The following is a 21,475-nucleotide window of genomic DNA, read 5'->3' as shown; positions in this document are numbered from 1 at the left end:
CCCGCCCACCTCGGGTTTGTTCCCCCGCCGGGCCGCCCCGCGCGTCGGGTCATCCCATGCCGCGCGCCTGCTCGAAGATCAGGCTGGTCTGGGTGTGCAGCACCGCCGGGTCCACGGCCAGGTGGTCGAGCACGAAGTCGCGCAGGGCGTCCGCCGAGGCGGCCCGCACGTGCAGCACGTAGTCCTCCGCGCCCGCCACGTGGAACACCGCCACCACCCCGGGCAGCCGCACCGACCGGGCCCGGAACGCGTTCACCGCCGCCCGCTCGTGCGCGGTCAGCCGCACCGACACCAGCGCCTGCAACGGCAGCCCCACGGCCGCCGGGTCCACCTCCGCGTGGAACCCGAGGATCGCTCCGCGCTCGCGCAGGGCGCGGGTGCGGGTCAGGCAGGTCGAGGGGGCCACGCCGACCCGCTCGGCGAGGGCGTTGTTGGGCAACCGCCCGTCGGCGGCCAGCTCCGCCAGGATCGCCCGGTCAGTGTCGTCCAGGTCGGCGAACCGCCGCACATTCTTCGTCGCAATGGGCATGCGGGCATCCTCCATCGAACGAGCCGCGCCACCAAGGGAAATTTCCGAATCATCTTCGGAACTATTGTCTCCGGTCGGTGCTCCGTTCGATCCTTCCGGCATGACGACCGTGGACACCAGAGCCGTGCACGCCGGCCGCGACGACCTCGCCGCCCTCGGCGTCCACGTGCCACCGATCGACTTCTCCACCACCAACCCGCTGCCATCGGTCGACGCCGGCGGCGACGCGTACGAGGCCCTCGCCACCGGAGGCACGCTCCCCGCCGGCGGCAGCGCCGTCTACCAGCGGCTGTGGAACCCCACCGTGGCCCGCTTCGAGACCGCCCTCGCCGAACTGGAGGGCACCACCGACGCCGTGGCCTTCGCCAGTGGCATGGCCGCCCTCACCGCCACCCTGCTCGCCGCCGCCCGCGACGGTCGGCGTCACGTCGTCGCCGTCCGGCCCCTCTACGGCGGCACCGACCACGTGCTCGCCACCGGCCTGCTCGGCACGACCGTCACCTGGGCCCGCGCGGAGGAGGTCGCCGCCGCCGTCCGCCCCGACACCGCCCTGGTCGTCGCCGAGACCCCGGCCAACCCCACCCTCGACCTGGTCGACATCGCCGCGCTCGCCCGGGCCGCCGGCGACGTTCCGCTGCTCGTCGACAACACCGTCGCGACCCCCGTGCTTCAGCAGCCCACCCGGCACGGGGCCGCCCTCGTGCTGCACAGCGCCACCAAGAGCATCGGTGGGCACGGCGACGTCCTCGCCGGCGTGGTCGCCTGCGACGCCGACTGGGCCGCCCGGCTGCGCCAGGTCCGCGCGCTCACCGGCGCGATCCTGCACCCGCTCGGGGCGTACCTGCTGCACCGTGGCCTGCAGACCCTGCCGCTGCGGGTCCGCGCCCAGCAGGCCGGCGCCGAGAAGCTCGCCGCCTGGCTCGCCGCCCACCCGGCCGTCGCGCGGGTGCACCACCCGTCGCTGCACGACCCCGCCGGGCTCGTCGGACGGCAGATGAGCGGCACCGGCAGCCTCTTCGCCTTCGAGGTACGCGGCGGCGCGTCCGCCGCGTCCGCCGTCGCGAACGCCTGCCGGCTGATCACACACGCGGTGTCGCTGGGCGGCGTCGACACCCTCATCCAGCACCCGGCCTCGCTGACCCACCGGCCCGTCGAGGGGGAGGCGAAGCCGTGCGGAGGGCTGCTGCGTGTCTCAGTGGGCCTGGAGGACCCGGAGGACCTGCGCGCGGACCTGACCCGGGCCCTCGCCGAACTGGGCTGACCTGGCAGGTGCGCCCGCCGGATCAGCACTTCGGGCCGACGTGGCGGTCGAGAGTGACGACGGCTTCCCGGCGGGCCACCGACAGGCAGTTGCGGCGGTTCATCCGCCAGGCGACGCCGAGCAGGTCCAAGGCCCACCGGCAGAGGCCCATGATGTCGGCCGACTCGTTGACGAACATGTAGCGCGGGTAGACGTACTCCCTGCCGCGCACCCGCACCCGGTTGGCGACCCGGCACCCGTCGGAATGGAACAGGCCGCGGAGGAAATCGCCGGGATGGGCGCCGACGATCGTCCGCTGCCACTCGGCGAGCCTGATCGGCCGGTCGTGCTTCATGCCCGGCCCGTGCTGCGGCAACAGGCACGGCCAGTGCTTGCCGTAGCTCTGCACGCTGACGCAGCCCTGCTGGCGGACCCGCTGGACCTTCGTCGCCAGCACCGCACGCATGGCAAGGTCGCAGGCGCCGATCAGGCCCGGCCAGGCGTTGCCGCAGGAAATCCGCAGCACCGGCACCCGCGCGGTGACGACCAGGTGGCCGTCTCCCAGATAAAGGCCCAGCAGGTAGCTGTAGGCGCGGGGGTCTGTCGGATCACCGACGTCACGACGGCAGCGGAAGCAGCGCTCGGCCGTGGGTCGGATCAGGGGCTCCGGCCGTTCACGGCACCACTCCCACACCGTGCGGTAGGGGAGGCCGACGGCCCGGGCGGCCGCTGCGACCGCCCGCCGGCGAGGTGGATCCTCCGTGCGCGGGCGCGTGTCTCTGGTGCGTGCACAGGACGAGTCTCGTGCGACCGTACGACAGTTCTGGTGTCCCCGGTGGGATTCGAACCCACACTGTCGGAGGTTTGAGCTCCGTTTCTCTGCCATTGGAATACGGGGACGGCCTCGCCCAACGCTGTGGCGGCGCCACATAGGTTACCCACTACGCTAAGGGTGGCGACACCCGGCACCGCGGGTGTCGAGCACAGACTGGTGGGAGTGGCTCGTGGCCGAGACGCAGACGGACGTCGAGCGCAGGCGTGTGCTGATCGCCGAGGACGAGGCGCTCATCCGGCTCGACCTTGCCGAGATGCTCGTCGAGGAGGGGTACGAGGTCGTCGGTGAGGCTGGCGACGGGGAGACCGCCGTCCGGCTCGCCGAGGAGCTCAAGCCGGATCTGGTCATCCTCGACATCAAGATGCCGATCATGGACGGGCTGGCCGCCGCTGAGCGGATCGCGGGCGCCCGGATCGCCCCGGTGATCATCCTGACCGCGTTCAGCCAGCGTGACCTGGTGGAGCGGGCCCGGGCGGCGGGCGCCATGGCATACCTGGTGAAGCCCTTCCAGAAGAGCGACCTGGTGCCGGCGGTGGAGATCGCGTTGTCGCGCTACTCGGAGGTCGCCGCCCTGGAGGCGGAGGTCGCCGGGCTCACCGACCGGCTGGAGATCCGCAAGACGGTCGAGCGCGCCAAGGGCGCGCTGATGACGGCGTACGGGATGACCGAGCCGCAGGCTTTCAAGTGGATCCAGCGCACGGCGATGGACCACCGGATGACCATGAAGCAGGTCGCGGAGCGGATCCTCACCGAGACCGCCGGCGGCGAGGTCGCCCAGCCGACCGCCTGACGCGCCGCCGCGCTGCCGGGGAGCCCGCTGCGGAGCCGTCGATCGATAGCATCCCATGCATGCGGATGCGGCGGCGGGTGGCCTTGCTCGGGTTCCTCGCGGTGCTGGCCGGGTGCGGGCGGGCCCCGGTGCCGCCGGCCGACGAGCCGTTGCGGCCGCGGTGGCAGCCGCTCACCCTGCCGGCGTCGCCGTCGGGCGGGCCCGGCCGGGTGCTGCTGCGTGACGCCGTGAGCTGCGGCGGGCGGTGGTACGTGGTCGGTGCGCTGGCGAACGCGGCGGGGCAGACCCGGCCGGCGGCCTGGCACAGCGGGGACGGCCGGTCGTGGTCGGCGCTGCCGGTGTCGCCGTCGAGCTTCTACGGTCGCCAGCACGTGCTCTACGCCGCCGCCTGCCGCGACGGCCGGTTGGCGGCGCTCGGGGCCAAGAACGGCGGGGCGCACGGCAATCCCCGCACGGGCACCTGGTCGCAGTCGTCGGGCGGGCAGCTCCGGGAGGCGCCCGCCCCCTTCGAGCTGTACGCCGGGCCGCGGGCGGTGAGCGTGGCGCGGTTGGCGGCGGGTCCGGCCGGTTGGTTGATCGCGGGGACGCGGGTCGGCGGGGCGGCGGTCTGGACGTCGCCGGACGGCGGGCGGTTCACGATCCGGGAGGGCGTGCCGGAGCTTGCCGGTGACGGTCGCGGGCGGACGTTCGCGTACGACGCGGTGGCGGTGCCGTCGGGTTGGTGGGTGGTGGGGGCGGTGCTGCCGCCCGGCGCGACGGGGCTGGCGCCGCTGGCCTGGAGTTCGGCCGACGGGCGGGCGTGGCGGCGGGTGTCGCTGCCGGCGCCGGACGGTGGCGGCCCGGCGCAGCGGGTGGCGGTGGTGGACGGCGCGGCGGTGGCGGTCGGGCCGCTGGCCGACGGGTTCGGGGTCTGGCGGCAGGCCGGTGACGGGTGGCGGCGGGTGGGCGGCTTCGGCGCGACCGGGGCGGGGGTGTCCTCGGTGGAGAGCCTGGTGGCGGCCGGGCGGGGGTTGGTCGCGGTGACGGGCGACGGCGACGGTCACGGACTGTGGGTCGGTGTGGACGCGGGGGGCCGGTGGCGGGCGGCGGTGATGCCGGCCGCGGTCCCCGCCGGCGGGGACGCCGCCGTGGCGGTGGCGGCGCAGGGCGATCGACTGTTGTTGGTCTCCGACGACGGGAAGGCGTCGCATGCCTGGTCAGCGACAGTGCCGACTGTCGATCGGTAGGGGGCGGACGGGCTTCGAGGCGTTACCGACGATCCGAAGGTGAGGAGCCGTCGCCACCGACGGTTCTTACAGTGATCGTTTCGAATCCGCCACGGCGTGTAACGGTTCGGTCAACCCCCACCCCTGGGGCTTTCATCACAGCTGAAAGGTGGGATAGCGTCCGGCCCCAGACCGGCGACGACGGTCTGGTTCGTCCGTCCCCGCAAGGGCCAATCGGCAGCGGGTGGTTCGGACCTGGGACGGAGGAGGGGTTCGGGCCTTGAGGCAGAAGCTCGCGCGCGTTATCGGCGGAGTCGCCATGCTGGCGCTCGTCGCTGGCGGCACCGCATGCTCCAGCGGTAGCGACGACACGGCGTCCGGTGGCGACGCCTGTGGCAACAAGATCGCGTTCTTCGGCGCGCTGACCGGCAGCTCGGCGGCGCTCGGCATCAACGAGAACAACGGCGTCAAGCTGGCGGTCGACAAGTACAACAAGGAGAACGCCGACTGCAAGGTCGAGCTTGTTCCCCTGGACTCGCAGGGCAGCCCGGACCAGGCCCCGCAGCTGGCGTCCAAGGCCATCGACGACACCAAGATCCTCGGCATCGTCGGCCCGGCCTACTCGGGTGAGTCGGAGGCCGCCGGACCGCTGTTCAACGAGGCCGGCCTGGTGACCATCACCCCGTCCGCCACCAACCCCACCCTGGCGAAGCAGAGCTGGAAGACCTTCTTCCGCGCGGTCGGCAACGACCTGAGCCAGGGCCCGGCGGCCGGCAACTACATCAAGAACGTGATCAAGGCCGACAAGGTCTACGTCATCGACGACCAGTCCGCCTACGGCGCCGGCCTGGCCGACGAGGTCAAGAAGCTGCTCGGCCCGGCCGTCGTCGGCTCGGACAAGGTCCAGGGCGAGGGCAAGCAGACCGAGTTCTCCGCCGTGGTCACCAAGGTCAAGGCCGCCAACGTCAAGGCGATCTTCTACGGCGGCTACTACCAGGAGGCCGGCCTGATCCGCAAGCAGCTCACCGCTGCCGGGGTCACCGCTCCGCTGGTCGCCGGCGACGGCGTGAACGACGCCGCGTACATCACCTCCGCGGGTGCGGCGGCGGCCGAGGGCACCATCCTCACCTGCCCGTGCCAGCCGGCCGCCGAGGCCCGTGGCACGTTCATCGAGGAGTACAAGGCCCTCAACGGCAGCGAGCCGGGCACCTACAGCGACACCGCCTACGACGCGGCGAACATCCTGCTCGCCGGCATCAAGGCCGGCAAGACCACCCGTCCGGCCCTGCTCGAGTTCGTCAAGGGCTACAGCGGCGAGGGTGTCGCGGCGTCCTACAAGTTCGTCGAGGGCGGCGAGCTCGACCCGGCGCAGGTGAAGGTCTGGGCGTTCAAGGTCGTCGGCGGCAAGGTCGTTCCGGACCAGGAGATCCCGAAGTCCTGACGCCGGTCGCTGCGACGGCGATTGAGTGGTGATCGCGGGTGCGGCCGGGAGCCTCGCTCCCGGCCGCACCCCATTTTTCTCTCCAGACCCCGATGGAGCGTCCCTTCATTGAACTTCGACGACCTCTTCTCCAACTTCGGCACATACACGGTGACCGGCCTGACCCAGGGCGCGATCTACGCCCTGGTCGCGCTCGGCTACACGCTGGTCTACGGCGTGCTGAGACTCATCAACTTCGCGCACTCCGAGGTCTTCATCGCCGGCGCGTTCGCGGCGATCTGGACCTGGAACGGCTTCGGCCTCGACCAGGACTCGCAGGTCAGCGGCATCGGGTCGATCATGTTCTACCTTCTGGTGGCCATGATCGTCGCGGCGATCGCCTCCGCCGGCACGGCCACCGTGATCGAGCGGGTGGCGTACCGGCCGCTGCGTAAGCGCAACGCGCCGCCGCTGGCCTTCCTGATCACCGCGATCGGCGCGTCCATCGCCATCTCCGAGGCGTTCGGTGTCTGGACCCGCCGCCGCCCGCAGGGCGCCCCGATCCTGGTCGGCCAGGACCCGCTGTTCCACGTCTTCGGCGTGCCGATCGACGCGGTGCAACTGCTCACCCTCGGCTCCGCGCTGGTGATGATGGTCGCTCTGGACATGTTCATCAACCGCAGCCGGGTCGGTCGCGGCATCCGGGCGGTCGCCCAGGACGCCAACACCGCCGCGCTGATGGGTGTGAACAAGGACCGGATCATCCTGATGGTCTTCATCGCCGGCGGCAGCATGGCCGGCGTCGCCGGCCTGCTCTACGACGTCCGGATCCAGACCCTCACCTACAGCGTCGGCTTTCTGCTCGGCCTCAAGGCGTTCACCGCCGCGGTGCTGGGCGGCATCGGCAACCTGCGCGGCGCGCTCGTCGGCGGCCTGCTGCTGGGCGTGATCGAGAACTACGCCTCCGGCCTGTTCGGCAGCGAGTGGAAGGACTTCGCCGCGTTCGCGCTGCTGGTGGTGCTGCTGATGTTCCGGCCGACGGGCCTGCTGGGTGAGTCGCTGGGGAGGGCACGAGCATGACGACCGTCCTGGACAAGGTGCGCTCCGGCCGCGAGGCGGCCGGGCAACGGTGGCGCGGAGCGCCACGCTGGGTGCGCTGGGCGCTGCTGATCGCGGTGATCGCGTTCTTCTACGCGCTGCCGAACAAGGAGTTCTACCAGTACCTCGGGCCGATCCCGACCCCCGGCGCGAACTTCACCCAGGTGATGTTCACCGTCTCGATCTACGTGCTGCTGGCCGTCGGGCTGAACATCGTGGTCGGCTTCGCCGGCCTGCTCGACCTGGGCTACTTCGGCTTCTTCGCCGTCGGCGCGTACACCGTGGCGGTGCTGACGTCGCCGAGCAGCGACGTCAAGGCGCTGTGGCCGTGGCTGCTGGCGGTGCCGGTGGCGATCGCCCTGACGATGCTCTCCGGCGTGATGCTCGGTACGCCGACCCTGCGACTGCGGGGCGACTACCTGGCGCTGGTCACGCTCGGCTTCGCCGAGATGATCCGGATCGGCGCGGTCAGCTCGGAGTTCCTCAAGGGCCAGCGGGGCTTCAACCAGATCCCGCACCCCCCGGGGGAGTACGCCGACGGCCGGCCGGTCTTCGGTGTGCTCGACGCCCGGCCGTACTACTGGCTGGTGCTCACGCTGATCATCCTGGTGGTGATCGGGGTGCGGAACCTGACCCACAGCCGGGTCGGGCGGGCCTGGATCTCCATCCGGGAGGACGAGGACGCCGCGCAGCTCATGGGCGTGCCGACGTTCAAGTTCAAGCTGTGGGCGTTCGCCGCGGGCGCCGCGATCGCCGGCCTGGCCGGCGCGCTCTTCGCGGGCAAGCAGAACTTCGTCAACTCGCAGAACTTCGAGATCCTGAACTCGATCATCATCCTGGCCGCGGTCATCTTCGGCGGCTCCGGCAACATCGTCGGCGCGATCGTCGGTGGCGGCCTGGTGGCGTACATGATCGAGCGGTTCCGGGGCATCGAGCTGTTCGGCATCGAGCTGTACGAGTACCGGTTCCTGTTCTTCGGCCTGGTGCTGGTGATCATGATGATCTTCCGGCCGGAGGGTCTGATCCCCAACCGACGACGTGCGGCGGAGTTCAAGGATCGCCGCAAGGAGGTGACCGTCGGTGAGTGACACCGAACAGACGCCGGTGGTTCCGGCGCAGGCCAGCGCGCCCGCCGTGGAGGCGGTGCCCACCCGGGAGCCGCTGCTGGAGGTCGACAAGGTCACGCTGCGCTTCGGCGGCGTGGTCGCGCTCAACGAGGTGGACTTCACCCTCTACAAGGGCGAGATCCTCGGCCTGATCGGCCCGAACGGCGCCGGCAAGACCACCTGCTTCAACGCCATGACCGGCATCTACCAGCCCACCGAGGGGCAGATCCGGTTCCGTGGCGAGCGGCTCGGCGGCAAGAAGCGCCACCAGATCACCAAGATGGGCATGGCGCGCACGTTCCAGAACATCCGCCTCTTCCCGGAGATGACGGCCCTGGAGAACGTCCTGGTGGGCGCGGACGCGCACAACAAGACCAGCGTCGTCTCCGCGCTGTTCCGCCTGCCGAGGTACTGGAAGGAGGAGCGCGCGAGCCGGGAGAAGGCCGACCGCCTGCTGGAGTTCGTCGGCATCCGCGACCGGACGCACGAGTACGCCCGCAACCTCTCCTACGGCGAGCAGCGGCGGCTGGAGATCGCCCGCGCGCTGGCCACCGACCCGGTGCTGCTCTGCCTGGACGAGCCGGCCGCCGGCTTCAACCCGGCGGAGAAGGAGGAACTGCTCCAGCTCATCCGGCAGATCCGCGACACCGGCGTGACCGTGCTGCTCATCGAGCACGACATGCGCCTGGTCATGGGGGTCACCGACCGGATCGTGGTGCTGGAGTTCGGAAAGAAGATCGCCGACGGGCTGCCCGCCGAGGTGCGGGAGAACCCGAAGGTGATCGCGGCGTACCTGGGGGTGCCGGACGATGCTGCTTGAGATCGACGATGTGAGCCTGCTCTACGGGCGGATCCAGGCGCTGCACGGCATCAGCCTGACGGTGGACGAGGGCGAGATCGTCGCCCTGATCGGCGCCAACGGCGCCGGCAAGTCGACCACGATGCGGGCCATCTCCGGGATCCGGCCGGTCGCCAGCGGCAGCATCCGCTTCGCCGGCGAGGACATCACCAAGCTCCGGGCGGACCTGCGGGTCCGGCGCGGGCTGTGCCAGGCGCCCGAGGGCCGCGGGATCTTCCCGGGCATGTCGGTGCTGGAGAATCTGGACATGGGTGCGTACACCCGGCGCGACCGGGCCGGCATCGCCAAGGACCTCGACCGGGTGCTGGGCCTCTTCCCGCGCCTGGCCGAGCGGCGCAAGCAGGCCGGCGGCACCCTCTCGGGCGGCGAGCAGCAGATGCTGGCCGTCGGGCGGGCGCTGATGAGCCGGCCGAAGCTGCTGCTGCTCGACGAGCCCTCGATGGGTCTGGCGCCGATGCTGATCCAGCAGATCTTCGACATCATCGTCGAGATCAACGAGCAGGGCACCACCGTCCTGCTGGTGGAGCAGAACGCCCAGCAGGCGCTGGCCCGGGCGCACCGGGCGTACGTGCTGGAGACCGGCCGGATCGTCAAGACCGGAACCGGCGCGGAACTGCTGCACGACCCGGCGGTCAAGGAGGCGTACCTCGGCGTGGCCTGACCCGCCGCAGTCGAGGAGCGCACCCGTCGCGGCGGGTGCGCCGGGTCGGTACCGCCGGCGCGGCCCCATCCGGGGCCGCGCCGGCGGTCGCTGTCACGGCCTCCGTGCGCCCGGCCGCGTCCGCCGGGTCCGCCCGGCCGTGCGCCCGGCCGCGTCGCCGGGCGCCAACGTCCGCCGGTCCGCGTCGCCGGGCGCGAACGTGCGGCGGGTCCGCGTCGCGGCGGCGGGTCCCGCGTCCCGGCGTGCGGGGTCCGGCAGGGTGCGGTGGGTCCGTGCCGGTGTCCCGGAGTGTCACAGCGGACGGCTAGAGTCGCTGCCGTGACAGCTACGACGCCGCGCCTGCTCCTCGTCGACGGACACTCCCTGGCATACCGGGCGTTCTTCGCCCTGCCGGTGGAGAACTTCTCCACCACGACGGGGCAGCCGACCAACGCGGTCTACGGCTTCACGTCCATGCTGATCAACGTGCTGCGCGACGAGCGGCCCACCCACATCGTGGTCACCTTCGACGTCTCCCGCCGTTCCTTCCGCACGGAGAGGTACGCGGAGTACAAGGCCGGCCGCAGCGAGACCCCGACCGACTTCAAGGGTCAGGTGAGCCTGGTCAAGGAGGTCCTCGCGGCGCTGCGGATCCCGGTGGTGGAGAAGGAGGGCTTCGAGGCCGACGACGTCATCGCCACCCTCGCCTGCCAGGCCCGCGACCAGGGCATGTCGGTGCTGATCAGCACCGGCGACCGGGACGCGTTCCAGCTCGTCGGCGACCAGATCACCGTGCTCTACCCGCGCAAGGGCGTCTCCGACCTGGCCCGGATGGATCCGGCGGCGATCGAGGCGAAGTACGGCGTCGCCCCCGAGCGCTACCGCGACCTGGCCGCCCTGGTCGGCGAGACCAGCGACAACCTGCCCGGTGTGCCCGGCGTCGGCCCGAAGACGGCCGCGAAGTGGATCAACCTCTACGGCGGTGTCGACGGGGTCGTCGCGCGGGCCGACGAGATCAAGGGCAAGGCCGGCGACAGCCTGCGCGAGCGGCTCGCCGACGTGATCCGCAACTACGAGCTCAACTGTCTCGTCTCCGACCTGGAGCTGCCGCTGCGCCCCGAGGACGCGCGCTGGGAGGGCTGGGACCGCGAGGCCGTCCACCAGGTCTTCGACACCCTCGAGTTCCGCATCCTGCGCGACCGGCTCTACCAATACCTGGAGGCGGTGGAGCCGGAGGCCGAGTCCGGCTTCGACCTGGCCGGCGAGGTGCTCACCGAGCCCGGCTCGATCGCCGGCTGGCTCGAGACGCACGCCCCGGACGGCACCCCCGTGGGTGTGGCGGCGAAGCTTGACACGGGCCCCAACCGGCGGCACACCGCCTCGGTGACCGGGCTGGCGCTGGCCGCCGCGGGCGGGGGCGCGGCGGCCTGGTTCGACCCCGCCACGCTGGAGCCGGCCGACGAGGCGGCCCTGGCGGCCTGGTTGGCCGACGCCGGGCGGCCCAAGGTGCTGCACGACAGCAAGCCGGCGCTGCTGGCGTTCGCCGCGCACGGCTGGAGCCTGGCGGGCATCCTGCGCGACACCCAGATCGCCGCCTACCTGGCCCGCCCGGACCAGCGGTCCTACGACCTGACCGACCTGGCGCTGCGCTACCTGCACCGCGAGCTGCGCGTCGACGCCCCCGAGACCGGCCAGCTCACCCTCGAGGGGCTCGGCGACGACGGCGCGGCGGAGCAGAACCTCATGCTCCAGGCGCGCGCCACCCTCGACCTGGCAGACGCGATCGACGCCGAGCTGTCCCGCGACGGCGAGCAGTCCGCGCGGCTGATGGCCGAGGTGGAGCTGCCGCTGATGCGGGTGCTCGCGGGCATGGAACGCACGGGCATCGCCGCCGACACCGACTACCTCTCCGAGTTGGAGGCGCACTTCGCCGCCGAGGTGAAGGCCGCCGCCCAGGGGGCGTACGAGGCGGTCGACCGGGAGTTCAACCTCGGCTCGCCGAAGCAGTTGCAGGAGATCCTCTTCGGCGAGCTGGGCCTGCCCAAGACCAAGAAGATCAAGACCGGCTACACCACCGACGCCGACGCCCTCCAGTGGCTGCACGCGCAGAACCCGCACCCGGTGCTGGGCCACCTGCTGCGCCACCGGGACGTGGCCAAGCTCAAGACGACCGTCGACGGGCTGCTCAAGTCGGTCTCCGACGACGGCCGCATCCACACCACCTTCAACCAGACGGTGGCGGCCACCGGCCGGCTCTCCTCGACCGAGCCCAACCTGCAGAACATCCCCATCCGCACGGAGGAGGGGCGGCGGATCCGCCGCGCCTTCGTGGTGGGGGAGGGCTACGAGTGCCTGCTCACCGCCGACTACAGCCAGATCGAGATGCGCATCATGGCGCACCTGTCGTCGGACGAGGCACTCATCGAGGCGTTCAACTCCGGCGCCGACTTCCACGCCGTCACCGCCTCGTCGGTCTTCGGGGTGCCGGTCGACGCGGTCACCGCCGACCAGCGCCGCAAGATCAAGGCCATGAACTACGGCCTGGCGTACGGGCTGAGCGCCTTCGGCCTCTCCCAGCAGCTCGGGATCACCGCCGAGGAGGCGCGCGGGCTGATGGAGAACTACTTCGCCGGCTTCGGCGGGGTGCGCGACTACCTCCAGGCGGTCGTCGAACGCGCCCGCCGCGACGGCTACACCTCGACCATCCTGGGCCGCCGGCGCTACCTGCCCGACCTGGTCAGCGACAACCGGCAGCGCCGGGAGATGGCCGAGCGGATGGCGCTCAACGCTCCCATCCAGGGTTCGGCGGCCGACATCATCAAGGTCGCCATGCTGCACGTCGACACCGCGCTGCGTGAGGCGGGCCTGCGCTCGCGGATGCTGCTCCAGGTGCACGACGAGCTGGTCTTCGAGGTCGCCCCCGGCGAGCGGGAGGCCCTGGAGGCGCTGGTGCGCCGGGAGATGGGCGCGGCGCACCCGCTCTCGGTGCCGCTGGAGGTCTCCGTCGGCGAGGGGCGGGACTGGAACAGCGCCGACCACTGACGCCTCCCCGCGCGCTCACTTGAGGGGGTCGTGGCCCCAGTTCATCAGCGACCAGCGCCACTTCGTGTCGCGTACCTCGCCCGAGGGGCGCTGCGCCATGTGCCGGCGGACGTAGCCGACGACCTTGCGCATGTGCCGGTAGTCGCCCTCGGAGAGTTCGCCGCGCCTGCGCCGCAGCAGGTTGATGATCTTCCGGCCGGAGTCGTGCCCGACGGACTCGCCGCCGCCGGAGCGCCCGCCCCTGTGCCAGCCGACGCGCTTCGACTCGTCGGTCTCCAGCCACTTCGACAGCTCGGCCGGCTTCATGTTCACCGCCTCGGTGAACTCCCGGTAGGTGTCGCGCCCCTCGTCAGCCCCGCTCATGGCGCAGCGCCTCCGGTCGGTGGGCGACGTCCCGGCCCGAGTCGGCGTTGCGGATGCGGTACTGCGGGCGGTCGGGGGACGCGTTCGCGGTGTGTCCGCGTACCCGCGTCCGTTCGGTGATCTTTTCCTGGACCACCCCGTGCGCCCGGCCGCCGTGGCTGGCCCAGGAGACCCGGTCGCCCTCGCGGAACTCGTGCTGCTCGGCCATGGCGCGCGGTTACCCGGCGCCGATGGCCCGAAACGGCGGGCGTCGCCGTTCAGGCGGGCTTCTCGGCGACGAAGATGGCGGTGCCGGGGAAGAGGCGGCCACGCAGCGGGCTCCACTGCCCCCAGATTCCCTCGTGCCCCTCGGGCCACTCCGGTTCCACCAGGTCGAGCAGGTGGAACCCGGCGCTGACCAGCTCCCGCAGCCGGTCGCCGAGCGTCCGGTGCTGCTCGACGTAGGTGGCGTCGCCGGCCTCGTCCTGCTCGACGTAGGGGGAGCGGTCGAAGTAGGAGTGCACGGCCGTCAGCCCACCGGTGCCGGGGTCGTCGAAGAAGATCCACCGCATCGGGTGGGTCACCGAGAACACCCACCGGCCACCCGGGCGCAGCACCCGGAACACCTCGCGCATGACCGCCGCCGAGTCGGCCACGAACGGAATTGCCCCGAACGCCGTGCAGGCCGTGTCGAACGCGGCGTCGGCGAAGGGCAGCGCCAGCGCGTCGGCCTGCACGAGCGGCACGCGTACGCCGGTGCGTGCGGCGGCGAGCGCGGCGTGCCGCAGCATCCCGGCGGACAGGTCCAGGGCGACCGGTCGGGCGTCCTGGGTGGCCAGCCACCGTGCGGCGGCGGCGGCACCGCAGCCGAGCTCCAGCACCCGCCGCCCGGCCAGGTCACCCAGCAGCCGTACGTCGGCCTCCCGCACGCCCTCGGGGCACCAGACGAAGTCCAGGTCGCCGAGGAAGCGTCCGTGCTCGGCCTGGTAGTCGTCGGCGTCGCCGTCCCACCAGTGCCGGTTGGCCCGGCGGGCCTCGGCGTTGCCGACCCGGCGCCGGGTCACCCGGTTGTCGTCATCCACGCGCCCACGCTAGGCCCCGGCGCCGCCGCAGGCCGGTAGGCCCCAGCCGTACGGCTGGTCGGGCGCGGCGTTACCGTTCACGACGGTGCGGCTGTGACGGACGCGACATGCGGGACGGCATCCTGCCGAAATCTCCGCTTTCGCAGCAGGCGAGGCGTCGAGAGGACGGGAGGGCTTGCACGCTGTGGTAATGCAGCGGGTAGGCTGGACGATGCGCTCGCGGATCGTGTGCCTCGGCAGGGAGCAGGTGCGCGGTCAACCGGAGCCACTAATGATCTTCTCACGGCGATCGTTCGGTGTGCCCGGCGACGGATCCGCTGGCGCGAACAGGTCACTGCGACACACCAGCCTGCTGTGACACACCATCCGACCGGAGCAACCGCCCACATGACGAGCAGCATCGAGGCCCCCTCGAGCGCCACCCGGGTCACCCACGACGATCTCGGTTCCGAGGAGGCTTTCCTCGCCGCGATCGACGAGACCATCAAGTACTTCAACGACGGCGACATTGTCGAAGGCACCGTCGTCAAGGTCGATCGGGACGAGGTCCTGCTCGACATCGGCTACAAGACCGAGGGTGTCATTCCCTCTCGTGAGTTGTCGATCAAGCACGACGTGGACCCGGCCGAGGTCGTTTCGGTTGGTGACCACATCGAGGCCCTGGTCCTCCAGAAGGAGGACAAGGAGGGTCGTCTGATCCTCTCGAAGAAGCGGGCGCAGTACGAGCGGGCCTGGGGCACCATCGAGAAGATCAAGGACGAGGACGGCGTCGTCCGCGGCTCGGTCATCGAGGTGGTCAAGGGTGGCCTCATCCTCGACATCGGGTTGCGTGGCTTCCTGCCCGCCTCGCTGGTCGAGATGCGTCGGGTGCGCGACCTGCAGCCGTACGTCGGCCGCGAGCTCGAAGCCAAGATCATCGAGCTGGACAAGAACCGCAACAACGTGGTCCTGTCCCGCCGGGCCTGGCTCGAGCAGACGCAGTCCGAGGTGCGCACCGAGTTCCTCAACAAGCTGCAGAAGGGCCAGGTCCGCAAGGGCGTCGTGTCCTCGATCGTCAACTTCGGCGCGTTCGTCGACCTGGGCGGCGTGGACGGCCTGGTGCACGTCTCCGAGCTGTCCTGGAAGCACATCGACCACCCGTCCGAGGTCGTCGAGGTGGGCCAGGAGGTCGAGGTCGAGGTCCTGGACGTCGACCTGGACCGCGAGCGGGTCTCGCTGTCGCTGAAGGCGACCCAGGAGGACCCGTGGCGTCAGTTCGCCCGCACCCACGCGATCCAGCAGATCGTGCCGGGTAAGGTCACCAAGCTGGTGCCGTTCGGCGCGTTCGTCCGGGTGGACGACGGCATCGAGGGTCTGGTCCACATCTCCGAGCTGGCCGAGCGCCACGTGGAGATCCCGGAGCAGGTCGTCCAGGTCGGCTCCGAGGTCATGGTCAAGGTCATCGACATCGACCTCGAGCGTCGCCGGATCTCGCTGTCGCTCAAGCAGGCCAACGAGGGCTTCGTCGAGGGCGAGGAGCACTTCGACCCGACCCTCTACGGCATGGCCGCGACGTACGACACCGAGGGCAACTACATCTACCCGGATGGTTTCGACCCGGAGACGGGCGAGTGGCTCGAGGGGTACGACAAGCAGCGCGAGACCTGGGAGCAGCAGTACGCCGAGGCCCGGCTGCGCTGGGAGGCCCACACCAAGCAGGTGCAGACCTCCCGTGCCGCCGACGCCGAGGCTGCCGCCAACCCGGCTCCGCCGGTCACCGGTGGTGGCACCACCACCTCGACCAGCGCGGCCCCGAGCCGCCAGGCCGAGGAGCCGGCCGGCACCCTGGCCACCGACGAGGCGCTCGCCGCTCTGCGGGAGAAGCTCGCCGGCGGCAAGTGACCCGCTGAGTGACGCACGGGCCCCGTCCCCGCGATCGTGAGATCGCCGGGGGCGGGGCCCGTCCGCTTCTCCCACCCACCCTTCCGGTGCGGCGGCGACCGGTTGCCTCAGGGGTGCGCCGCCGCTCGGGTGGGACGCGACGGAAGTCGCTGAGGTAGATCCCGTGGTGTCCGTCGGCCGTCCGGAGCCCGTTGCCGGTGCTGGCGGCGAGCGGCCGCGGTGCCCGGTGTTGGCGGCGGCGGGGCCGATCCGGTTGACTGGTGCGGTGCTGAAGGTGGGACTGACCGGGGGAATCGGGTCCGGCAAGAGTGCCGTGGCGACCCGACTGGCCGAGCGCGGCGCGGTGGTGGTCGACTCCGACCGGCTGGCCCGCGAGGTGGTGGCGCCCGGCACGGCAGGGCTGGCCGAGATCGTCGCGGCCTTCTCCGAGCGGGTGCTCGACGCCGACGGTGCCCTCGACCGGGCGGCGCTGGGCGCGCTGGTCTTCGCCGACGAGGCGGCCCGCCGGCGGCTGGAGGAGATCACCCATCCCCGCGTACGGGCCCGCGCCGCCGAACTGTCCGCCGCGGCGGCACCCGACGCGGTCGTGGTCAACGACGTGCCGCTGCTGGTGGAGGTGGGGCTTGCGCCCACGTACCACCTGGTGGTCGTGGTGCAGACGGAGCTGGCCACCCGGTTGGCGCGGCTGGCCCGGAGCCGGGGGATGGACCGGGCGGAGGCCGAGCGGCGGATCGCCGCGCAGGCCGACGATGCCCGGCGCCGGGCCGCCGCGGACGTGTTGCTGACCAACGACGGCAGCCTCGCGGACCTGCACGCGGCGGTCGACGCGCTGTGGGAGGGGCGGCTGCGGCCGTTCGCGGCGAACCTGCGCGAGCGGCGGCCCGCCCGCTCGCATCGGGTCACGCCGGCGCGGGTCGACCCGGACCGGCCGCAGCGGTACGCGCGGCTGGCCGCCCGGATCCGGCACGCGATCGCCCCCACCGAGCTGCGCATCGACCACGTCGGCGCGACCGCGGTCCCGGGGCTCGCGGCCCAGGACGTGATCGACGTGCAGCTCACCGTCCCCACCCTCGCCGACGCCGACGGCCCGTTGGCCGAGCGGCTCGCGGCGGCGGGCTTCCCGCGCCTGCCCGCGCAGGGGTGGGACGGCCGGCGGCCACCGGGCGGCGGCCGGTGGGAGCAGCGGCTGCACGGCAACGCCGACCCGGGCCGCCCCGTGCGCCTGTACGTGCGCCCGGTGGACTCGCCCGGCTGGCGGCACGCGCTGCTGACCCGCGATCACCTGCGCGCCGACCCGGACGAGCGGGCGGCCTACCTGGCGGCACGGCAGCTCGCCGACGCCGTCCCGGACGGTGCCACCCCGACCTGGGCGCCGGATCCGTGGTTCGCGCAGGAGCACCCGCGCGCCGAGCGGTGGGCGGCGCGGACGGGCTGGCGTCCCTGACCGTTCAGCGACCGCCGTCCGGGCGGGGCGGGGCCGGCGCGAGCCGGGGCACCGTGGCGGGCGTCAGGTCGAGCTGGGCCCAGACGCCGGTGCGGGTGCGCGACTCCAGGCGGTGCAGCCCGCCGGACCGGTCGATCCAGTAGCGCAGCAGCCCTCCGGAGGCGCGCAGTTCCACGATGTCGACGGTCTTCCCGGCGATGGTGTCGCCCCGGACCCGCATCGCCCGATGCCGCTGGCCGGGCGGGCGGGCGGCCCGCAGCGCGGCGTCGAGCAGCCGGCCCACCTCGCCGGCGCGCTGCGGATCGGCGAGCCAGCCCCGGGCGGGCGGCGGCAGCGGCGGCCGGCCGGGCGACCGCTCGGTGCCCGGGACCGTGGCGGTGGGCACCTCCGCCCGTCGCACGCCGGTGTCGTCGACGCGCAGCAGCGTCCGGCGGTTCGGCCCGCCGAGGCCGGCGACGGCCAGGTACGCGGCCCGGCCGCGCCAGCTCACCCACCCGGCGCCGCGCAGGTTCGCGGTGGCGGCGACGGGCGCGGTCAGGGCCACCGCGGCCCCGCCACGGGCGCGTAGCCGGGCGGGCAGCCGCTCCAGCCGGTCCCGTTCGGCGGCGGTCAGGGCGCGGGGCTGCCCGGGCCGGCCACCGAGGGCGTCGACGGGGCGCAGGCTGGGCCGGTCGGCCCGGTTCAGCTGTACGGTCACCGGTCCGACGCCGGCCAGCCGGAGCTCCATCCGGTGCAACCGGGCGTCGTGGTCCAGCCAGTAACGCGGGTGCCCCCCGGCCGGAGCGGGCGGCGCAGACGTGCCGGGGGTGGGCGGCGGCGACGTGTCGGGGGTGGGCGGCGGTGCCTGGAGGATGTCGACCGGCAGCGTGCCGATCGTGGCTCCGCCGACCCGGCGGGCGGCTCCGGACGGCGGCTCCGGACGGTCCGCGGCTAGGCGGAAGAGCAGGTCGAGCACGGCGGCCAGCCCCTGACCGGGGAGCGGGTCGTGCCGCCGCCACCGGTCCGCCGGCGGCACCGGCGGGGGCGGCGCGGGGGTCGGCACCGCCGCCGGGTCGGGGCGCAGCAGGACCACCGCCGGGGTGGCCTGGATCAGCCCGCGTTCGACACCCGCGCCGGGCCCGCCGACATCAAGGTAGGCCAGCGTCCGGGACCAGTCGACCCAGCCGACCAGCTCGCGCCGCGTCGCCCCGGTGCCCGCGGTCACCCGTACGCCGGCCCGCAGGTCGCGGTAGTTGGTGACCCGCATCGCGGCCAGCCGCTCGCGCTCCTCGCCGGTCAGCGCCCTGGGCTGCTCCGACCGCTCGGGTGCCCAGCTCAGCCCCACGACCAGTGCGGCGCCGGAGAGCACGGCGGCGGCCGCGAGCAGCAGCAGGACGGTGCGTCGACGGCCGGTCACCACCCGGGGGACGCTGCCGGTGTGGGCGTCGTCGGGCGGTGGACGGTGGCGCGGCGGGTGTGTCGGGCCGGGGCGGGTGGCCCGGGCGGCGGAGGTCTCCACGGAGGTTGAACGGGACTCACCCCGGTGGGGTGACGTGCAGGGGCGCTCGCGGCGGCCGGTCGGCGCGTCGGGCGCGACCACATCGGGTGCGCACGCCGGTCGTGCCGGGTGCTGCGACCCCCTGTGCCGGGGGCGGGCCGGCCCTTGACGGCCTGGCCACCTGCCCGGTCGGCCGCCGCGAGCGGCCTACACGAATAGCGTAGTCCGGTGAGATGCGCCACACAATGCGAATATCGAAGCAGATGAGCGGCCCCGCGTAGTCGCGGCGCGCTGTCGGACCCTCGGCGTACCGTTGGGGTCATGGCGCTCGACATTCCCCGGCTCGACGGCCGTTTCCAGGTCGTCAGCGATTTCCAGCCGGCTGGCGACCAGCCGGCGGCCATCGACGACCTGGAGCGTCGGGTCCGACGCGGCGACCGCAACACGGTGCTGCTCGGCGCGACCGGCACCGGCAAGAGCGCCACCACCGCGTGGCTGATCGAGCGGGTGCAACGGCCGACGCTGGTGCTGGCGCCCAACAAGACGCTCTGCGCGCAGCTGGCCAAGGAGTTCAGCGAGCTGCTGCCGCACAACGCGGTGGAATACTTCGTCTCCTACTACGACTACTACCAGCCCGAGGCCTACATCCCGCAGACCGACACCTACATCGAGAAGGACTCCTCGATCAACGAGGAGGTGGAACGGCTGCGGCACTCGGCGACGATGTCGCTGCTCACCCGCCGCGACGTGATCGTGGTGGCCACCGTCTCGGCGATCTACGGACTGGGCACCCCGGAGGAATACCTCGACCGCGCCGTGCGGGTCGCGGTCGGGCAGGAGCTCGACCGCGACCAGTTGCTGCGCCGGCTGGTCGACATCCAGTACACGCGCAACGACATGGCCTTCAACCGGGGCACCTTCCGGGTCCGCGGCGACACGCTGGAGATCATCCCGGCCTACGAGGAGCTGGCAGTCCGGATCGAGCTCTTCGGCGACGAGGTGGAGAAGCTCTACTACCTCAACCCGCTGACGGGGGACGTGGTCCGGGAGGTCGACGGTCTGGTCATCTTCCCGGCGACCCACTACGCGGCCGGCCCGGAGCGGATGGAGCGGGCGATCCGCGACATCGAGGCCGAGCTGGCCGAGCGGCTGGCCGAGTTGGAGCGCCAGGGCAAGCTGCTGGAGGCGCAGCGGCTGCGGATGCGCACCACCTACGACATCGAGATGATGCGCCAGGTGGGGTTCTGCTCCGGCATCGAGAACTACTCGATGCACATGGACGGGCGGTTGCCGGGCAGCCCGCCGCACTGCCTGCTCGACTACTTCCCCGACGACTTCCTCACCGTCGTCGACGAGTCGCACGTGACGATCCCGCAGATCGGCGGCATGTACGAGGGCGACGCGTCCCGCAAGCGGATGCTGATCGACCACGGCTTCCGGCTGCCGAGCGCGGCCGACAACCGGCCGCTGCGCTTCGACGAGTTCCTGGAGCGGGTCGGCCAGATGGTCTTCCTCTCCGCCACGCCCGGCCCCTGGGAGCTGGAGCAGGCACAGGGCGAGTTCGTCGAGCAGGTGATCCGGCCGACGGGGCTGATCGACCCGGAGGTCGTCATCAAGCCCACCAAGGGCCAGATCGACGACCTGATGCACGAGATCAAGCTGCGCACCGATCGTGACGAGCGGGTGCTGGTCACCACCCTGACGAAGAAGATGGCCGAGGACCTCTCCGACTACCTCCTGGAAAACGGCATCCAGGTGCGCTACCTGCACTCCGAGGTCGACACGCTGCGCCGGGTCGAGCTGCTGCGCGAGCTGCGCAAGGGCGACTACGACGTGCTGGTCGGCATCAACCTGCTCCGGGAGGGTCTCGACCTGCCCGAGGTGTCGCTGGTCGCCATCCTCGACGCCGACAAGGAGGGCTTCCTGCGCAGCGGCCGGTCGCTGATCCAGACGATCGGCCGGGCGGCCCGTAACGTCTCCGGTCAGGTGCACATGTACGCCGACAAGATCACCCCGTCGATGGCCCAGGCGATCGAGGAGACGGATCGCCGGCGGGCCAAGCAGATCGCGCACAACGAGGCGCACGGCATCAGTCCGGAGCCGCTGCGCAAGAAGATCCACGACATTCTCGACGACATCTACCGCGAGGCGGAGGACACCGAGAACAGTCGGGTCGGCGGGGCGGTGCGCCAGCTTTCCCGGGGCAAGGCGCCGGTCAAGGAGACCCGCAGCCGGAGCCGGTCCGGCGGCGCGGGGCCCGCCCGGGAGGGGATGGCCCGGGCCGAGCTGGCCCAGCTCATCCAGGAGCTCAACGACCAGATGCTGGCGGCGGCCCGGGAGCTCCAGTTCGAGCTGGCGGCCCGGATCCGCGACGAGGTCTCCGACCTCAAGAAGGAGCTGCGCGGCATGGACGCGGCCGGCGTGAAATAGCTGACCCGGCCGGCCCTGGTTGCGGTACGCGAGCAATCTATTGCGCTCAGTGATC

The 21,475-nt window shown here is 72.2% G+C and carries 17 protein-coding genes, 1 tRNA gene and 1 pseudogene; 12 read left to right on the top strand and 7 right to left on the bottom strand.

All coding sequences use genetic code 11. From position 1 onward, the window contains the following. Nucleotides 1-49: 49 nt before the first annotated feature. Nucleotides 50-529 (bottom strand): Lrp/AsnC family transcriptional regulator, encoded by a 480-nt coding sequence (locus ACQ452_RS19575; protein ID WP_433386574.1) that lies wholly within the window; start codon nt 527-529, stop codon nt 50-52. Between the two features lie 100 nt (nt 530-629). On the opposite strand from ACQ452_RS19575, the gene ACQ452_RS19570 reads away from it, so the two are divergent. After that, on the top strand, nt 630-1,790 hold the full coding sequence (locus ACQ452_RS19570; protein WP_433386573.1) for a trans-sulfuration enzyme family protein: 1,161 nt from the start codon (nt 630-632) through the stop codon (nt 1,788-1,790). 22 nt (nt 1,791-1,812) lie between these two features. Here the strand turns inward: ACQ452_RS19570 and ACQ452_RS19565 are convergent, their stop codons facing one another. Together ACQ452_RS19565 and ACQ452_RS19560 are read right to left on the bottom strand one after the other, a co-directional pair. Beyond that, nucleotides 1,813-2,463 carry a transcriptional regulator gene (locus ACQ452_RS19565; protein ID WP_433386572.1) on the bottom strand — a complete coding sequence of 217 codons (651 nt, stop codon included), beginning with the start codon at nt 2,461-2,463 and terminating at the stop codon, nt 1,813-1,815. Nucleotides 2,464-2,593: 130 nt separating this feature from the next. Continuing rightward, nucleotides 2,594-2,669, bottom strand: a tRNA-Leu gene (locus tag ACQ452_RS19560). Nucleotides 2,670-2,773: 104 nt separating this feature from the next. Here ACQ452_RS19560 and ACQ452_RS19555 point away from each other — a divergent pair. The 8 genes from ACQ452_RS19555 (at nt 2,774) to polA (ending at nt 12,764) form a co-directional block, all read left to right on the top strand. Next, nucleotides 2,774-3,394, top strand: coding sequence for an ANTAR domain-containing response regulator (locus ACQ452_RS19555; RefSeq protein WP_433386571.1), 621 nt, complete (start codon nt 2,774-2,776; stop codon nt 3,392-3,394). Between the two features lie 59 nt (nt 3,395-3,453). Continuing rightward, nucleotides 3,454-4,620: a hypothetical protein gene (locus ACQ452_RS19550; protein WP_433386570.1), complete on the top strand. Its 1,167-nt coding sequence runs from the start codon at nt 3,454-3,456 to the stop codon at nt 4,618-4,620. 259 nt (nt 4,621-4,879) lie between these two features. Further along, entirely contained in the window at nt 4,880-6,040 is a 1,161-nt protein-coding gene (locus tag ACQ452_RS19545) for a branched-chain amino acid ABC transporter substrate-binding protein (protein ID WP_433386569.1), read from the top strand. Between the two features lie 108 nt (nt 6,041-6,148). Beyond that, on the top strand, nt 6,149-7,099 hold the full coding sequence (locus ACQ452_RS19540) for a branched-chain amino acid ABC transporter permease (protein WP_433386568.1): 951 nt from the start codon (nt 6,149-6,151) through the stop codon (nt 7,097-7,099). Continuing rightward, nucleotides 7,096-8,205 (top strand): branched-chain amino acid ABC transporter permease, encoded by a 1,110-nt coding sequence (locus ACQ452_RS19535; RefSeq protein ID WP_433386567.1) that lies wholly within the window; start codon nt 7,096-7,098, stop codon nt 8,203-8,205. Before ACQ452_RS19540 ends, ACQ452_RS19535 begins: the two co-directional genes overlap by 4 nt. Nucleotides 8,206-8,221: 16 nt before the next feature. Further along, entirely contained in the window at nt 8,222-9,043 is an 822-nt protein-coding gene (locus ACQ452_RS19530) for an ABC transporter ATP-binding protein (protein WP_433394248.1), read from the top strand. Beyond that, the gene (locus tag ACQ452_RS19525) at nt 9,033-9,743 is read left to right on the top strand and encodes an ABC transporter ATP-binding protein (protein WP_433386566.1); all 711 of its coding nucleotides are present in this window, start codon (nt 9,033-9,035) and stop codon (nt 9,741-9,743) included. The genes ACQ452_RS19530 and ACQ452_RS19525 overlap by 11 nt, the downstream gene beginning before the upstream one ends. A gap of 318 nt (nt 9,744-10,061) precedes the next feature. Further along, on the top strand, nt 10,062-12,764 hold the full coding sequence (polA, locus tag ACQ452_RS19520) for a DNA polymerase I (protein ID WP_433386565.1): 2,703 nt from the start codon (nt 10,062-10,064) through the stop codon (nt 12,762-12,764). Between the two features lie 18 nt (nt 12,765-12,782). On the opposite strand, the pseudogene ACQ452_RS19515 reads toward polA, so the two are convergent. The 3 genes and pseudogenes from ACQ452_RS19515 to ACQ452_RS19505 all read right to left on the bottom strand — a co-directional run. Continuing rightward, nucleotides 12,783-13,127, bottom strand: a pseudogene (locus tag ACQ452_RS19515) (DUF3140 domain-containing protein); the annotation flags it as partial. Beyond that, nucleotides 13,114-13,335: a DUF2945 domain-containing protein gene (locus tag ACQ452_RS19510; protein ID WP_433386564.1), complete on the bottom strand. Its 222-nt coding sequence runs from the start codon at nt 13,333-13,335 to the stop codon at nt 13,114-13,116. The pseudogene ACQ452_RS19515 and the gene ACQ452_RS19510, both read right to left, overlap by 14 nt. Before the next feature lie 49 nt (nt 13,336-13,384). Continuing rightward, a complete protein-coding gene (locus ACQ452_RS19505; RefSeq protein WP_433386563.1) occupies nt 13,385-14,188 on the bottom strand; it encodes a class I SAM-dependent methyltransferase in 804 nt (267 codons plus the stop codon). A 387-nt stretch (nt 14,189-14,575) separates the two neighbouring features. Here ACQ452_RS19505 and rpsA point away from each other — a divergent pair, with 387 nt between their 5' ends. Both rpsA and coaE read left to right on the top strand, forming a co-directional pair. Continuing rightward, nucleotides 14,576-16,069 carry a 30S ribosomal protein S1 gene (gene rpsA, locus ACQ452_RS19500; protein WP_433386562.1) on the top strand — a complete coding sequence of 498 codons (1,494 nt, stop codon included), beginning with the start codon at nt 14,576-14,578 and terminating at the stop codon, nt 16,067-16,069. A 265-nt stretch (nt 16,070-16,334) separates the two neighbouring features. Further along, nucleotides 16,335-17,513: a dephospho-CoA kinase gene (gene coaE, locus ACQ452_RS19495; protein ID WP_433386561.1), complete on the top strand. Its 1,179-nt coding sequence runs from the start codon at nt 16,335-16,337 to the stop codon at nt 17,511-17,513. A gap of 4 nt (nt 17,514-17,517) precedes the next feature. On the opposite strand, the gene ACQ452_RS19490 is transcribed toward coaE, so the two are convergent. After that, nucleotides 17,518-19,011 carry a hypothetical protein gene (locus ACQ452_RS19490; protein ID WP_433386560.1) on the bottom strand — a complete coding sequence of 498 codons (1,494 nt, stop codon included), beginning with the start codon at nt 19,009-19,011 and terminating at the stop codon, nt 17,518-17,520. A gap of 300 nt (nt 19,012-19,311) precedes the next feature. On the opposite strand from ACQ452_RS19490, the gene uvrB reads away from it, so the two are divergent. Further along, nucleotides 19,312-21,420 (top strand): excinuclease ABC subunit UvrB, encoded by a 2,109-nt coding sequence (gene uvrB, locus ACQ452_RS19485; protein WP_433386559.1) that lies wholly within the window; start codon nt 19,312-19,314, stop codon nt 21,418-21,420. Nucleotides 21,421-21,475 lie beyond the last annotated feature (55 nt).

Origin of the sequence: Micromonospora sp. KLBMP9576, from assembly GCF_050941805.1 — a bacterium.
Classification (GTDB): domain Bacteria; phylum Actinomycetota; class Actinomycetes; order Mycobacteriales; family Micromonosporaceae; genus Micromonospora.
This window is presented reverse-complemented; position numbering and strand designations above follow the sequence as displayed.